The sequence below is a fragment of the Pseudomonas rhizosphaerae genome, from assembly GCF_000761155.1.
GTDB lineage: Bacteria > Pseudomonadota > Gammaproteobacteria > Pseudomonadales > Pseudomonadaceae > Aquipseudomonas > Aquipseudomonas rhizosphaerae.
Window position 1 is genome coordinate 2,129,999 of sequence record NZ_CP009533.1, and the last position, 14,566, is coordinate 2,144,564.

The 14,566-nt window shown below is 62.7% G+C and carries 14 protein-coding genes; 10 read left to right on the top strand and 4 right to left on the bottom strand.

Annotation, left to right across the window (positions count from 1 at the left end; all coding sequences use genetic code 11):
- Positions 1 to 266 precede the first annotated feature (266 nt).
- Positions 267 to 926 (top strand): TIGR04211 family SH3 domain-containing protein, encoded by a 660-nt coding sequence (locus LT40_RS09500; RefSeq protein ID WP_043189275.1) that lies wholly within the window; start codon positions 267 to 269, stop codon positions 924 to 926.
- An 89-nt stretch (positions 927 to 1,015) separates the two neighbouring features.
- Entirely contained in the window at positions 1,016 to 1,729 is a 714-nt protein-coding gene (locus LT40_RS09505; RefSeq protein ID WP_043189278.1) for a DUF533 domain-containing protein, read from the top strand.
- A gap of 281 nt (positions 1,730 to 2,010) precedes the next feature.
- Here LT40_RS09505 and xthA read toward each other — a convergent pair whose 3' ends face one another.
- Positions 2,011 to 2,829, bottom strand: coding sequence for an exodeoxyribonuclease III (gene xthA, locus LT40_RS09510; protein WP_043189283.1), 819 nt, complete (start codon positions 2,827 to 2,829; stop codon positions 2,011 to 2,013).
- 149 nt (positions 2,830 to 2,978) lie between these two features.
- Here xthA and LT40_RS09515 point away from each other — a divergent pair, with 149 nt between their 5' ends.
- The 3 genes from LT40_RS09515 (at position 2,979) to LT40_RS09525 (ending at position 9,120) form a co-directional block, all read left to right on the top strand.
- Entirely contained in the window at positions 2,979 to 3,629 is a 651-nt protein-coding gene (locus LT40_RS09515) for an N-acetyltransferase (protein WP_043189286.1), read from the top strand.
- A 65-nt stretch (positions 3,630 to 3,694) separates the two neighbouring features.
- Positions 3,695 to 5,422, top strand: coding sequence for an autotransporter assembly complex protein TamA (locus LT40_RS09520; RefSeq protein WP_043189288.1), 1,728 nt, complete (start codon positions 3,695 to 3,697; stop codon positions 5,420 to 5,422).
- Complete coding sequence (locus tag LT40_RS09525) at positions 5,419 to 9,120, top strand: translocation/assembly module TamB domain-containing protein (RefSeq protein WP_148308545.1); 3,702 nt, start codon at positions 5,419 to 5,421, stop codon at positions 9,118 to 9,120. Before LT40_RS09520 ends, LT40_RS09525 begins: the two co-directional genes overlap by 4 nt.
- A 41-nt stretch (positions 9,121 to 9,161) precedes the next feature.
- Here the strand turns inward: LT40_RS09525 and LT40_RS09530 are convergent, their stop codons facing one another.
- Positions 9,162 to 9,536, bottom strand: a complete 375-nt coding sequence (locus tag LT40_RS09530; protein WP_043189292.1) for a Mor transcription activator family protein — start codon at positions 9,534 to 9,536, stop codon at positions 9,162 to 9,164.
- Positions 9,537 to 9,843: 307 nt separating this feature from the next.
- Between LT40_RS09530 and LT40_RS09535 the strand changes: the two genes are divergently transcribed.
- From LT40_RS09535 to LT40_RS09545, 3 genes are all read left to right on the top strand, one after another.
- Positions 9,844 to 10,035 carry a hypothetical protein gene (locus LT40_RS09535; RefSeq protein ID WP_043189295.1) on the top strand — a complete coding sequence of 64 codons (192 nt, stop codon included), beginning with the start codon at positions 9,844 to 9,846 and terminating at the stop codon, positions 10,033 to 10,035.
- Between the two features lie 81 nt (positions 10,036 to 10,116).
- Positions 10,117 to 10,383 (top strand): PepSY domain-containing protein, encoded by a 267-nt coding sequence (locus tag LT40_RS09540; RefSeq protein WP_043189298.1) that lies wholly within the window; start codon positions 10,117 to 10,119, stop codon positions 10,381 to 10,383.
- A gap of 136 nt (positions 10,384 to 10,519) precedes the next feature.
- Complete coding sequence (locus LT40_RS09545; protein WP_043189300.1) at positions 10,520 to 11,545, top strand: Ldh family oxidoreductase; 1,026 nt, start codon at positions 10,520 to 10,522, stop codon at positions 11,543 to 11,545.
- 44 nt (positions 11,546 to 11,589) lie between these two features.
- On the opposite strand, the gene LT40_RS09550 is transcribed toward LT40_RS09545, so the two are convergent.
- On the bottom strand, positions 11,590 to 11,910 hold the full coding sequence (locus LT40_RS09550) for a DUF883 family protein (RefSeq protein ID WP_043189303.1): 321 nt from the start codon (positions 11,908 to 11,910) through the stop codon (positions 11,590 to 11,592).
- A 156-nt stretch (positions 11,911 to 12,066) separates the two neighbouring features.
- On the opposite strand from LT40_RS09550, the gene LT40_RS09555 reads away from it, so the two are divergent.
- Entirely contained in the window at positions 12,067 to 12,321 is a 255-nt protein-coding gene (locus LT40_RS09555) for a hypothetical protein (RefSeq protein ID WP_043189305.1), read from the top strand.
- 39 nt (positions 12,322 to 12,360) lie between these two features.
- On the opposite strand, the gene LT40_RS09560 is transcribed toward LT40_RS09555, so the two are convergent.
- The gene (locus LT40_RS09560) at positions 12,361 to 12,831 is read right to left on the bottom strand and encodes an LEA/WHy family protein (protein WP_043189307.1); all 471 of its coding nucleotides are present in this window, start codon (positions 12,829 to 12,831) and stop codon (positions 12,361 to 12,363) included.
- A gap of 366 nt (positions 12,832 to 13,197) precedes the next feature.
- On the opposite strand from LT40_RS09560, the gene eat reads away from it, so the two are divergent.
- Entirely contained in the window at positions 13,198 to 14,556 is a 1,359-nt protein-coding gene (gene eat, locus LT40_RS09565) for an ethanolamine permease (RefSeq protein ID WP_043189308.1), read from the top strand.
- Positions 14,557 to 14,566 lie beyond the last annotated feature (10 nt).

The following is a 14,566-nucleotide window of genomic DNA, read 5'->3' on the forward strand; positions in this document are numbered from 1 at the left end:
GTGCTGGCAACGTGCACCCAGTCACGATTTTTTTGTGAACCTAGGCACCGTTTTGTGGTCTTTCAGCTGGCGGCTTGAACCGACGGCATGCCGGGCAATAGGCCCAGGAGAGGCTTTTCATCGCCGCTCTTCGCAAGTAGTAGCCATCCTCAGCGGTAGTAGCGACAGGCACCGCCGGCGCAGGCCCAGCCCCACGGGACATTGTTGTCCCGCTTTTCAATGGTCCGTTCATCGGGGCCTTTTTTCTTATTCATGTGAAGATCGTCATGCCCTCATCTCAACGTTTTTCTACCGTATTCAGTCGCACCCGCCTGGTTGCCACCGGCCTGTTCACCGGCCTTTTGTTCACTGTTGGCCCGGCCCATGGCGAAGAGGCCCCTGGCAACACCCGCTGGGTCAGCGACAACCTGAGTACATTCGTGCGCAGTGGTCCCACCGACGGCTATCGCATCGTCGGTAATTTGAAGTCCGGGCAGAAGGTCGAGCTGCTTTCCACGCAAGGCGACTACAGCCAGGTGCGCGGCGAAGGCGGTTCAAGCGTGTGGATCCCCAGCAGCGACCTGCAAACGACCCCAGGGCCCGCCGAGCACGTTCCGTTGCTGACACAGCAGGTCACCGACCTGAGCGGCAAGCTGCAATCCATCGACGACAGCTGGAAAAACCGCGTACAGGGCATGCAGGAAACCCTGGATGCGCGCAAGGCGCTGATCGACGAGCTGGAAGCGCGCAGCAAGGCCTTGAATGCCGAACTCAGCGATGCCCAGTCCGAGTTGCGCAGCACTCAGGCGAAATTGGGTGATGAAAACAAGCACGTGATGATGAGCTACATGGTCTACGGCGGCAGCATCGCCGGCGCGGGCCTGTTGGCCGGGCTGATCCTGCCGATGATGACCCGTGGCCGCAAGCGGAACGACCGCTGGTTCTGAGGGCCATGCCTACAGTTTGTGCTGAACCTGCAAGGTTGCTTGATGATCTATGGTGTTGCACTCCACATCACCACAGATAGAGGCTTGCCATGAACACCAGTGACCTGCTTGAACAACTGCTGCGCGGTCGCAGCGGGCAATCCACAGCCAGCCAGCCCGGCACCACGAAAGGTCAGGGCGGGCAGGGCGGCCTGGGCGATCTGCTTGGCGGCCTGCTCGGTGGTGGCCGCGGCGCGTCGGGTGCAGGTGGGCTGGGCGGGCTGGGTGGTCTGGGAGGGATGCTTGGCGGCTTGCTCGGTGGGCGTGGCGGGAGCCGATCCGGTTCCGGCAAGTATGCCGCGCTGGCTTCGCTGGGGATGATGGCGTTCAAGGCTTATCAGGCCTGGCAGCAACAGCAGGCCAACGCGCCACAGCAGGCGTTGCGTACGGTCGATCAATTGTCCGAGCCGGAAGCCGAAGGTCACAGCCATGCGATCCTGCGGGCGTTGATTGCCGCGGCCAAGGCCGATGGGCGGGTTGATGCACAAGAGGAAGCCGCGATCCGCGCCGAGTTGACCGCGCATGCCGAGGACGCACAGTTGCAGCAATGGCTGGATGCCGAATTGGCCCGGCCGTTGGATGCGCAAGAGCTGGCCAGTGCGGCCGATGGCCCAGCCATGGCTGCCGAGATGTACCTGGCCAGCGTGATGCTGATGGGTCAGCAGGATGCCGGCGAACGCGCCTGGCTTGACCAGTTGGCAGTCGCCTTGGGCCTGGCGCCGGAACTGCGCGCCCAGCTCGATCAACAAGCCAAGGCGCAATAATCCCATCCCAACAGCCGTACGGCGATGCTGCAGGCCAACCCCATGCACCGCCGACGCGGCTCGCGCCGCTGCTACAGGAAATCACCCACACGTGCGCCCCACACCCCCGTAGCAGCGGCGCAAGCCGCGTCCAGCCGCCCCCCAAATCCAGCAAATACCCCACACCCCGTAGCAGCGGCGCAAGCCGCGTCCGACCGCACCGCAAATCCTGCAAATACCCCCCGCCTCCCGTAGCAGCGGCGCAAGCCGCGTCCAGCCGCACCGCAAACTCCTACGGATTGTTACAAAGACCCCAGCTCCAACCATATCGGCGCATGGTCAGACGGTTTCTCCATGGCCCTCAGGTCGTAATCGATCCCGGCGGCCTTCACCCTGGGCAGCAACCCGTGGGACGCCAGGATCACATCGATACGCAACCCCCGCTTGGGCTCGTCCTCGAAACCACGGCTGCGGTAGTCGAACCAGCTGAACCGGTCTGTAACCTCCGGGTGCAAATGGCGGAAACTGTCCACCAGGCCCCACTGCTGCAACCGCTGCATCCATTCGCGCTCTTCGGGCAGGAAACTGCACTTGCCAGTCTTCAGCCAGCGCTTGGCGTTGTCCGCACCGATACCAATGTCGCAATCCTGCGGCGAAATGTTCACGTCACCCATCACGATCAGCGGCTGATCGTTGCTGAATCCCGTGTCCAGCAGGGTTTGCAGATCGCTGTAGAAACGACGCTTGGCAGGAAACTTGGTGGGATGGTCGCGGCTTTCACCCTGGGGGAAGTAACCATTCATGACCGTCACCACTTGCCCTTCAGCATCGGCGAACGTGCCACGGATGAAGCGGCGTTGCGCGTCTTCTTCGTCACCGGCAAAGCCTTTGTCGATACTCAGCGGCGCGGCGCGGGACAGCAGCGCGACCCCGTAATGACTTTTCTGCCCATGAAAGTGGACGTGGTACCCCAGCGCCTCGATCTCGGCTTGGGGAAATTGCTCATCCGACACCTTGGTTTCCTGCAGGCCGATCACATCCGGCTGGTACTTGTCGATCAACGCCGCCAGCTGATGGGGGCGGGCACGCAAGCCGTTGATGTTGAACGAGACGAGTTTCATGGTCGCGGATCCTGGCAAATGGACGATGCTAACGGAGTGTGGTCCGGGGGACCAGCACGGCAGGCATGATTTGCCTGCGCCGGGCACGGAACCCCTGAGCGTGCGGATCGTCCATTGACTACTCGTTGCACTCCTCAAGGACAGACCCGATGCTCCAGACCTCGACCACCGCTGCAGAAGTACGTCAGCTCGATGGTGGTTATGCGCGCGAAACCCGTGCGCTGCTCTATCAGACCTATCTTAAAGATCCGACCTTTGCCTATCTGTTCGAAGCCGATCGCCCTGGCTTCGAACGGCGTGTGCGTTCGACGGTTCGGCAACTGGTCAACCAGCACTTTCTCCAGGACCTGCCTGCCCTGGGCTTGTTCTTCGATGACCGCCTGGCCGGCGTGGCACTGGTCGCACCGCCGCAGCGCCGTCTGGGCATCACCGAGAGCTGGGCGTGGCAGTGGCGGATGATGCTGGGCACCGGCGTGGAAGGCACTCGCCGCTACCTCGAGTACCATCACGCCGTGCAGGAGTGCCTGCCGTCGGATGCCGTGCACGTGCTGCCCCTGATGGGTTTGCACCCGGATTTCCAGGGCCCCGAACTGGCCGAGCAATTGCTCACCGCGGTGCACAACTGGTGCGCCCAGGACCCGACCTCCGAAGGCGTGGTGCTGGACACCGGCAATCCACGCTACCTGGCCTTTTTCGAGCGGCAGGGCTATACCCAGATTGGCGAAGTGGTTTTGGGGCCGGTTGTGGAACATGTGTTTTTCCACCCCAGCCCTGAAACAGTCGGTTACGCACAGGGCTGATCCAGAAGCCTCTCCGATGCCTGGCAGGGTCCAAATCGACATATGGGTCGTGATAGCATTCGCCTATGAATTATTCAGGACGATTGGCCGGCAGCCTGGCGCTGCTGGTCGCAAGTATGGCGGCCCAGGCCCAAAGCGTACTCGACGTACGCGTCAACCCTGCCAACCCGGCGCTCAAGAGCAACGTCGAAGGCTACATCGGCAGCTTGGGTGATCGCGACGGTGAAGCGCTGGTGCGTTTCAGTCGCGGTGCCGAGGAGCAGGCGCAGAAAGCCGCGCAAGCCCTGGGCTACTACCAGGCGCAAGTCACCAGCGAAGTACAACCGGGCGAAAATCCGCGCCTGCTCCTGCGCATCGAGCCAGGCGAGCCGATTCATCTGCGTAACGTCACGGTGCGCGTCGAAGGGCCAGCAGCCCAATTGAAAGCCTTTCGCGTGCCGCGCAGCAGCGAGCTGGCGCCCGGCGCCGTGCTGAACCACGGTCAATACGAGAATGCCAAGCAACTGATCCTGAACCAGGCCTCGCGCTATGGCTTCTTCAGTGGCACCTTCAGCAAGCAGCGTCTGGCCGTGGACCCGCGGGCGGGTGTGGCCGACGTCGAGCTGGTGTACAACAGCGGTCCGCGTTTCAAGCTGGGCAAAGTGAGCTTCGAGGGCGACACGCCGTTCGACGAGGAACTGCTGCAACGCATGGTGCCGTTCAAGGAAGACACCGCCTACGACTCCGAACTTATCGCCGAACTGAACCAGGCCCTGCAATCGAGCGGTTATTTCGAAGGCGTGCGGGTCGATGCCGCACCCACGGCCGCCAATGAGCGGGTCATCCCCGTGGACGTGCAACTGACCACGCGCAAGCCGCGGACCATGGGCCTGGGCCTGGGTTATTCGACCGACGTCGGTCCGCGCGGCAAGGCCAACTGGACCCGCCATTGGGTCAATCCCCAGGGCCACAGCTATGGCGCGGAAATGGAACTCTCGGCGCCACGGCAGAACGTCGGGCTGTGGTACGACATTCCCCTGGATCCACCCCTGACCGACAAGCTGCGCTGGGCCGGTGGCTACCAGTACGAAGAGCTGGCCGACACCGACAGCCTGAGCAAGCTGCTCACGTTCGGGCCGGAATGGCACAGCAAGCTGCCCAGCGGCTGGCAACGGGTCATCTCTTTGAAGTGGCAACGCGAAGAATACCGGCTCGGCGACGACACCGGCCTGAGTACCTTGCTGATGCCGGGGATCAGCTACACCTACCTCAAGAGCGATAACAAGGTCGATCCGCACAACGGCTACCGTGTGCAGTTCGATGCACAGGTGGCCAAGGAAGGGCTGCTGTCGGACACCAACCTGTTGCATGGCAACGTAATGCTCAAGGGCTTGACCACCGTGGCACAGAATCACCGTTTGCTTGGCCGGGTGCAGTTGGGCGGCAATGCCACCAACGGCTACAAATCCGTTCCTCCTTCGTTGCGCTTCTTCGCCGGTGGCGACCAGAGCGTGCGTGGCTACGATTACCAGACCCTGTCACCGGAAAACTCCGACGGCGATCGCATCGGCGGCCGCTACATGGTGGCCGGCAGTGTCGAGTACCAGTACTCGATTGCCGAGAAATGGCGCCTGGCAACCTTCATCGACAAGGGCAACTCGTTCAACGACCTGAAATTCGCCGACCTCAAGACCGGCATCGGCGTGGGTGTACGCTGGGTGTCGCCGGTGGGTCCGATCCGTCTCGACCTGGCCCACGCCATGGATGACGATGGCGGTGTGCGTCTGCACTTTTCCATGGGGCCGGAACTATGAGGCCGGCGATCAAACGCGGTGTGCTGATCGCCCTGGCAACGCTAGTCGGGTTGTTGCTGATGGTGGTATTGGCTGTCTCGGTAGTGTTGGGCACGCAAGCCGGCAGTCGCTGGGCGCTGGCCCGAGTGCCCGGGCTGACCCTGGAAAATTTCCAGGGTACTTTGGGTGGTCACTGGCAGGCAGACACGCTGGTCTGGCAACAGGGGGCGACGCGGGTCGAGGTCCATGCGCCTGAAATGGCCTGGTCGCCGAGCTGCCTGTTGCGCATGACCCTGTGCATCGACACCTTGCACACCGACGCCATTCTCGTGCAACTGCCCGCCAGCGAAGCGCCAGCCAGCGACGGCCCGATCACCTTGCCCGATCTGCAGCTGCCCGTGGCGATCGAGCTGGGCGATGTGCGTATCGGCAGCCTGCAACTGGACGGCGTGCAGCAGCTCAGCGGTCTGGAGCTGGCGGCCCACTGGACCGCCGATGGCCTGAAAATAGACCGCGCGCACCTGCAGCGCGACGAACTGGTACTGGACCTGGACGGCACCCTGCGCCCTGGCGGCCAATGGCCGCTGGACCTCAACGCCCAGGTGCAATTGCCCAAGGTGGACGACAAGCCCTGGCACGTCACGCTCAACGCCACGGGCGATCTGCTCGACACCCTCACTCTGGACGGGGAAAGCACGGGTTACCTGCCAGCGTTGATCGCCGGCACCGTGAAACCCCTGGCCGAGCACTTGCCGGCGCAGCTGCGCATTTTCAGCGAGGCATTCAAGCCCAGCGCCGGGCTGCCCGACACGTTGGCATTCAATCAGCTGGAGCTGCTGGCCAAGGGTGATTTGCAGGCCGGCTATGCCATCGATGGCCATGCCAGCCTGCCGGCCGAGCAGGCACCCATGACCCTGTTGCTGGGCGCGCAGGTGGATGCCAAGGGGGCTGTGGTGGAAACCCTGGACCTCTCGTCCAGCGCCAAGCAGCATCTGCGCGTGTCCGGTAGCGTGGATTGGCAGCAAGGCTTGGCCGCGAAGGCGAAGATCGACTGGCTGGATTTCCCCTGGCACCGCTTGTACCCGGTGATTGCCGAGCCTGACGTGAAGGTGCGGCGGTTCAACGGCGAGATCGACTACCGGGACGGCCACTACCTGGGCAACCTCGAGGGTGCATTCGATGGCCCGGCCGGAGCATTCACCCTGGTCACCCCGTTCAGCGGCGACCTGCAGCAAGTCTTCCTGCCGCAGTTGGAACTGGTGGCCGGGCAGGGCAAGGCGGCAGGGCACCTGAACCTCAAGTTTGCCGACGGCATCGCCTGGGACACCGCCCTGGACCTCAGCGCCATCGACCCTGCCTACTGGGTCGCGCAAATGCCGGGCAGCCTCGCCGGTCCACTGCGCAGCACAGGCGAATTCAAGAACGAACAACTCAAGCTCGACGCCAACCTGGACCTCAAGGGTCGCTTGCGCGGCCAGCCGGCGGTGCTCCAGGCCAAGGCCCAGGGCGCCGGTGAGCGCTGGACCCTAGGCAACCTCGACGTTCGTTTGGGCGATAACCGCATCCAGGGCCAAGGCAGCCTGGCGCAGCAGGTACAGGGGCGGCTGGCTATCGATCTGGCCCGCCTCGGGCAACTGTGGCCCGGTCTGCAAGGCCAGCTCAAAGGCCAGCTCGACGCCGCTGGCACCCTGCAAGCACCGCAGGGCCAACTCAAGCTGCAAGGCCGCGAATTGGCGCTGGACACTAATCGTCTTCGGAACCTGACCCTGGAAGCTGCGCTCGATCGCGCCCAGCGCGGCACACTGGATTTGACCGCCGCAGGGATTCGCGCAGGTGAAACCGACCTGGGCACCCTGACCGGCAAGGCCTCCGGCGATATCAAGCGGCAACAGTTGCAACTGGCCCTCAAAGGCCCCCAGCTCGCCCTGGCGACCAGCCTGGACGGTACGCTGGACAAAGGCTTCAGCGCGCAGAGCAGTTGGCGTGGACGCCTGGCCAGCGGCTCGGTCCAGGCCGGTGGCCAGGACTGGCGTCTACAGGCACCTGCACGTCTGGAATACCTGGCCGGTGGCCAGGTCAATTTCGGTGCCCACTGTTGGCGTTCCGGGCAAGCCAGCCTGTGCGGCGAGGACCAGCGCCTGGCACCGCAGCCGCGGCTGCGCTACCACCTCAAGCAGTTCCCGCTGGAGAGTCTTGCCCAGTGGCTGCCCAAGGATTTCGCCTGGAAGGGCATGCTCAACGCCGATGTGGCAGTCGACGTACCTGCAAGCGGTCCTGCGGGCCAGATCACCATCGATGCCGGCAATGGCACCTTGCGCATGCGCAACAAAGACCAGTGGGTCGACTTCCCGTACCAGACCCTGCGCCTGAGCAGTCGCTTGAACCCCAAGCGGATCGACACCGAGCTTGATTTCCGCGGTGATCGCCTGGGGCAACTGCAGGTCAGCACCCAGATCGATCCGATCCCCGACAGCAAGCCGATCACCGGCAGTTTCCGCCTGGCCGGGCTTGACCTGTCCATCGCTCGTCCCTTCGTGCCCATGGTCGACACCTTGAAGGGCCAGCTCAACGGCAGCGGGCAGATTTCAGGGTCTTTGATGGCCCCCCAGGTCAACGGTAACGTTGCCCTCAGTGGTGGCGAAATAGCTGGCCCGGAGCTGCCCACTACCCTTGAAGACCTGCAATTGCAGGCGCTGATCGCCGGTGAAAGCGTCCGCCTGCAAGGCAGCTGGAAAAGCGGCAAGACGGGCCAGGGCTCGTTGGGCGGCACTGTCGCCTGGGCCAACGCCCTGGATGTGGACGTGCAGCTCAAGGGCTCGCGCCTGCCGATCAACGTCGAACCCTATGCGACGCTGGAAGCGGCACCTGACCTGAGCATCCAGATGAATGGCGAAAGGCTTGCCGTCTCCGGCAAGGTGTTCATTCCCAAAGGCGCCATCGTCGTCCGGCAGCTACCGCCGTCCACGGTCAAGCTGTCCGATGACGTAGTGATCGTCGGCAACCAGACCGAGGAGGGCAAGACACCCCTGCCCATGGCCATCGATATCGATGTGGAGGTGGGCCAGGAAAAACTCACCTTCAACGGCTTCGGCCTGAGTGCCAACCTTGCCGGTCACGTGCACATCGGCGACAACCTCGATACCCGAGGCGAGCTGGCGCTCAACGATGGGCGCTACAACGCCTACGGCCAGCGGCTGACCATACGCCGCGCGCGCCTGTTGTTCGCCGGGCCGATCAGCCAGCCTTACCTGGATATCGAAGCGATCCGCACCACGGGTGACGTGATCGCCGGGATCCGCCTGACCGGCAACGCCGAGCAGCCCACCAGCGAGGTGTTCTCCGAGCCGACCATGAGCCAGGAGCAAGCGCTTTCGTACCTGGTGCTGGGACGTCCATTGGGCAACAGCGGCGAGGACAACAACATGCTCGCCCAGGCGGCGCTTGGGTTGGGCCTGATGGGCAGTTCGGGGGTGACCAGCAAATTGGCTACCGACCTGGGCATCGAGGATTTCCAGCTCGACACCCAGGGCAGTGGAGACGCTACCAGTGTGGTGGCCAGCGGCAACCTGTCCGAGAAGCTCAGCCTGCGCTATGGGGTGGGCGTGTTCGAGCCGGCCAATACCATCGCTCTGCGCTACCTGTTGAGCAAGCGCTTGTACCTGGAAGTGGCCAGTGGCGTCGCCAGCTCGCTGGATCTGTTCTACAAGCGCGATTTCTGAAGCCTCACCCCTAGCCTGCGCACCGGCCAGGGGTGAATGCTTTACCCTGCAAGGCTGCGACGGATATTGCCGATCTGGCGCTGGCTCAAGCCGTACTTGTGCGCCAGTTCGCTGCGTGACGTGCCGTTGCGCGTCTCGTGGTGGATCTGCTGGTTGCGCCATTGCCGCAGGAAATGATCGGCCTTGGGGATCTCCAGGGCCATGCCAGCGAAGCGCTGGATCAAGGCGGCTACCGTTTTGGCTTCAAGGTGTTCGGCCAGGCCCGTGCGTTGCGGGTGCTTGGGTATGTATCGTGGGCGTCCGCCGTACAGCTGGGTCAGGCGATAGGCTTGTTCGACGCCAATGCATTCGATCAGCACTTGCAGGGAATGAGGGAGTTGCTCGACGTCGATCAGCTGAAGCTGTTGGGTGTTCATGGTGACTTCCTTGTGGCAGCACTTGGCCAATCCGGCCGGCCGTCATTCTTGTCCAGGCGCCTTTGTGGCTCTAGGAGTCAAGGGGTCTCTGGATGTGGGCAGGTTCCGACAGGTGTGTCAGAAAGCTCCACCACGAGTCCACATGGCCACAGCCAGTTGACCAGACACTGAAGGCCAACCCTTGTTGGCCTTGGCATTGTAAAATGCAATTTTCCCGCGCTGATCCGACTTCGGCTCATGCGCGCTCCATGCAAAAAGTCATAACCCGGATACCTAAGCCGGCCAACACCACTGTCAGGACCTTCAGATGACCCAAGCTCAACGTATCAAATATTCCTTGCTGATCGCCCTGGTGGTGCTGCTGGCAATGCTCGGTCTGTCCTACCTGCAGACCCAGGGCGTCATCACCGAAAAAGTCTTCCAATACATTGCCATGGGCATTGCCGTGCTGGTGGTGGTGATCAATGGCGTGATGCGTCGCAAGGTCAAGCGCCCTTGAGCGTGCAGCCCTTGAACTAATTTTTCGGCTCGATGCTCCAAGACAGTGCAGCACACATCAATCACTGTTATGGAGTGCCCCATGTTCAAGAAGACTTTGACTGCCATCGTTGCAACTTCCGCCCTGATGACCGCTGGCCTGGCGCTGGCCGACAAGCCGGGCGCCGGTTGGATCACCATCGAGAAAGCCATCGAAACTGCCAAGTCCAAGGGCTACACCCAGGTCACCAAGATCGAAGCCGATAACGATGGCTATTGGGAAGGTGAAGGTATCAAGGCCGATGGCGTGAACTACGAGTTCCGCATCGATGGCGTATCGGGCAATGTGCTGCGCGACCAGAAGGACTGATGTCCACGACCGCTCTCATCAAGACCCCCAGTCAGTGTGGGAGCGGTCTTCGGCCGCGAATGGCTCTGAGCGGACTTGTGGTCAAGCGTGATGGTATGGCGTACTACCGCCTTCCGTTCACGCCAGGAAATATCCGATGCCTGCCTGCGACGCTGCCACCCAATCGTTGTCCTTCTCCGATCTGACGCAGCTGTTGCGTCAGATCTTTCTGCGTCATGGCACCTCTGCCGAGGTCGCCGATATTCTTGCCCATAACTGCGCGACCGCTCAACGCGATGGCGCTCATAGTCATGGCACATTCCGCATCCCTGGTTACATTTCCACCCTGGCCAGCGGCTGGGTGGACGGCAAGGCGCGTCCGCAGGTCGAGGATGTAGCCAGCGGTTACGTAGCAGTCGACGCCGCAGGCGGGTTTGCCCAGCCGGCATTGGCGGCGGCACGTGGATTGCTGGTGGCCAATGCACGCGAAGCCGGCATCGCGGTGCTGGCTATCCGCAATTCCCATCACTTCGCCGCGCTGTGGCCGGACGTGGAACCCTTCGCCGCCGAAGGCTTGGTGGCCTTGAGCGTGGTCAACAGCATGACCTGCGTCGTCCCGCATGGGGGCAACAAGCCGTTGTTCGGCACCAATCCCATCGCGTTTGCGGCGCCCTGCGCGGGCAAGGAACCCTTGGTCTTCGACATGGCCACCAGTGCGCTGGCCCACGGCGACGTGCAGATCGCCGCGCGAGCTGGCCACTCTGTGCCGGTCGGCACAGGTGTCGACAAGCACGGGCAGCCCACTACCGATCCGGCCGCGATCCTCGACGGCGGGGCGCTTCTTCCCTTTGGCGGGCACAAGGGCTCCGCCTTGTCGATGATGGTAGAGCTGCTCTCGGCGGCGCTTACGGGCGGAAATTTTTCTTTCGAGTTCGATTGGAAGCGTCACCCTGGGGCGCAGACACCCTGGACCGGGCAGTTGATCATCGTCATCGACCCCAGCAAGCGTGCCGGGCAGGATTTTGCCCAGCGCAGCCGGGAGTTGGTCGAGCGCATGCAAGAGGCGGGGCAGTCACGCTTGTCCGGTGACAGGCGCTACCGTCAGCGCAAGCTGTCGCAGACCCAGGGCATTTCGATGCCTGTAGAAGAACTGGAAAAATTGCGGGCGTTGGCGGGGGGGTGATGCGAGAGGGCCGCAGAGATCGACGGCCCGAACCAAAGGGTGAATCAGTCGCGACGGCCCAGCAGCAGGCCCAGCAGCAAACCACAGGTGGCCGATGCGGCTACGGTCTGCCATGGATGGCCACCGATGTAGGTTTGTGTGGCTTCGACCACCGGCTTGGCGCGTTCACGCAGGCCCGCCAGGGAATAGGACACGTGTTCAAGTTTGGAGTTGACCTGCGCGCGCACGCTGTCGGCCTCGTTGCTTGCCAGAGAGGCGCTGTCCCTGAGCATTTTTTCCGATTCTTCGATCAACGCCAGCAGCTCGCTGAAAACTTGATCCTTGATTTGATCCTCGGCCGATTGAGCACCTGATTTACGGGCCATTTCACTAACTCCTGGTGTTTATTAAGGCAGTGCAAGATTGAGTCCCAGCGCCCTGGAAAGTTGCATGCGGGGCTCGGGCAGGCCATCTGTTCCTACAGATTTTCATGTCCAGGCGTGTAAGATGTCGCCTGTTTTTTCTGCTGACAGGTACGTGCAATGAGCTTCAATCTCGCCAACCGTTCGCTGGCCGAGCGCGCCATGATCGAGGATGAAAAGGCCCGTCTCTACGAGTTGTGGCAAGCCAATCTGGGCAAGGCCAAGGCCGATGCCGCTCGACTCATCGGCGAAAAAGCCAAGCGCAAGGGGCGCTGGGCCGAGTGGGTGCGCGGTGAGCTCGACGGCATGTCGCCTCCCGAATACGCCAACATGGTCCGTGCCGAAGTAAACAAGCTGATGGCTGCAGCGCGCTGAGCAGCGCAATGCCCGTTCGATCGGCGCCGGCGTCTGGCCTCAATACCCCGCGGCAGCCGGCAGGCTCAACGTACCACTATCGCTGAAACGCACTGTGCCGAACAGCCCGCCGGCGAGCTTGCCGTGCAATCGGTAGGGCAGGCCGTTCAGGCTCTGCGCAGGGTTCAGCCCTACCGCCTGGCGCAGGGCAGTCAACGCGGACACACTCACTGGCACCACCAGCACCTCTTCCGAATACCGCTCGATGCGACCGTGCTGGTTGCTGACGCCACTGGCCAGCGGCCGGCCGTTGACGTCCAGATTCACCGCCACGCCGTCGTACTCGATGGCGGTTTCGTTGGGGTTCTGCAGCCGTAGCTTGATCGCGAAGCGCAGCTCCAGCTCTTGCGCAGGCAGCGGCTCGATCCCCACTACGCTGATTGCGACCGGATCCCGGGAGGGCAGTAGCGAACATCCCACCACACTGGCCAGCAACACCAAGGTCAAGCAACTGCGCATCAAGCGAAACATGGTTCTGCACTCTGAAGGCTGAGCACAACGCTCCCTGTGTGCGACCGCCTGCACGGCTGTCGGTTCGTTGTCGGCTTTCGCGGGCGATACAGGTTTTGCCAGTGAGGTGCTGCAGGCTGGCTTGATGTGTGCAGATGTTTCACGAAATCGGCGTTCCTGCGTGGTCGACCACACGTCGAAGAATGGTTGCAGCCCTCGGTGCATCGGATCGGTGCTTGAAACAGACGCAAGCCCCGGCCTGGCGCACGGTCGCGCAAGCCAGAGCCAAGTATCTTTCGTGCTCGCGGCGCCAAGTGCCCACTGGGCGCCTATGGTTACCCTTCAGGAACGCTCCTTTGCACACATCCGTCTCCGAGGGCACAACCCATGACCGTTTCGACACTCAAGCCCACGCTGGGCACCCTGCACCTGTGGGGCATTGCCGTTGGCCTGGTGATTTCCGGTGAATATTTCGGCTGGAGCTATGGCTGGGGCAGCGCTGGCACCCTGGGTTTCCTCTGCACGACGCTGATGGTCGCCGTGATGTACACCTGCTTCATCTTCAGCTTCACCGAATTGACCACCGCCATTCCCAACGCAGGTGGCCCGTTTGCCTACAGCCTGCGCGCGTTTGGCCCTACAGGGGGAATGATCGCCGGCCTGGCCACCCTGATCGAATTCGTCTTCGCCCCGCCCGCCATTGCCATGGCCATCGGCGCTTACCTCAACGTGCAGTTTCCCGGCCTCGATCCCAAATGGGCGGCGGTGGGGGCCTATTGCGTGTTCATGAGCCTGAACATCGTCGGCGTGAGCATTGCCGCCACGTTCGAACTGGTGGTGACCATCCTGGCCGTGTTCGAGCTGTTGGTGTTCATGGGCGTGGTCGCCCCGGCGTTCAGCTTCAGCAACTTCGCCCTGGGCGGATGGGCCGGGTCGGACACGTTCAGCCTGGGCGCATTGAGCGGCATGTTCGCGGCGATTCCCTTCGCCATCTGGTTCTTCCTGGCCATCGAAGGTGCGGCCATGGCTGCCGAAGAAGCCAAGGACCCCAAGCGCACCATTCCCCGGGCCTACATCGCGGGCATCCTGACCCTGGTGACCTTGGCCATTAGCGTGATGATCTTCGCCGGTGGCGTGGGTGACTGGCGCGCCTTGGCCAACATCAACGACCCGCTGCCGCAGGCCATGAAAGGCGTGGTGGGCGAGAACTCCAACTGGATGCACATGCTGGTGTGGATCGGCCTGTTCGGTCTGGTCGCCAGCTTCCACGGCATCATCCTGGGCTATTCGCGGCAGTTCTTCGCCCTGGCACGCGCCGGTTTCCTGCCCAAGGGCCTGGCCAAGCTGTCACGTTTCCAGACGCCGCACCGTGCCATCCTCGCCGGGGGCGTGGTCGGCATCGCGGCGATCTTCAGTGATGGCCTGGTCAACCTCCAAGGGCTGAGCCTGACGGCGGCGATGATCACCATGGCCGTGTTCGGTGCCATCGTCATGTACATTATGAGCATGCTGAGCCTGTTCAAACTGCGCCGCAGCGAGCCCCAGCTGGAGCGTTCCTTCCGTGCCCCCGGCTATCCCGTGGTGCCAGCGATTGCGCTGCTGCTGGCGCTGGTGTGTCTGGTAGCGATGGTGTGGTTCAATGCCATGATCTGCGGGATGTTCATCGGCCTGATGGCCCTTGGCTCGCTGTTCTGCGTATTGGTGCGCAGCCGTGGCGACCGTCACGCCGTACTGGCCAGCGAGTAAGGAGGGCAGC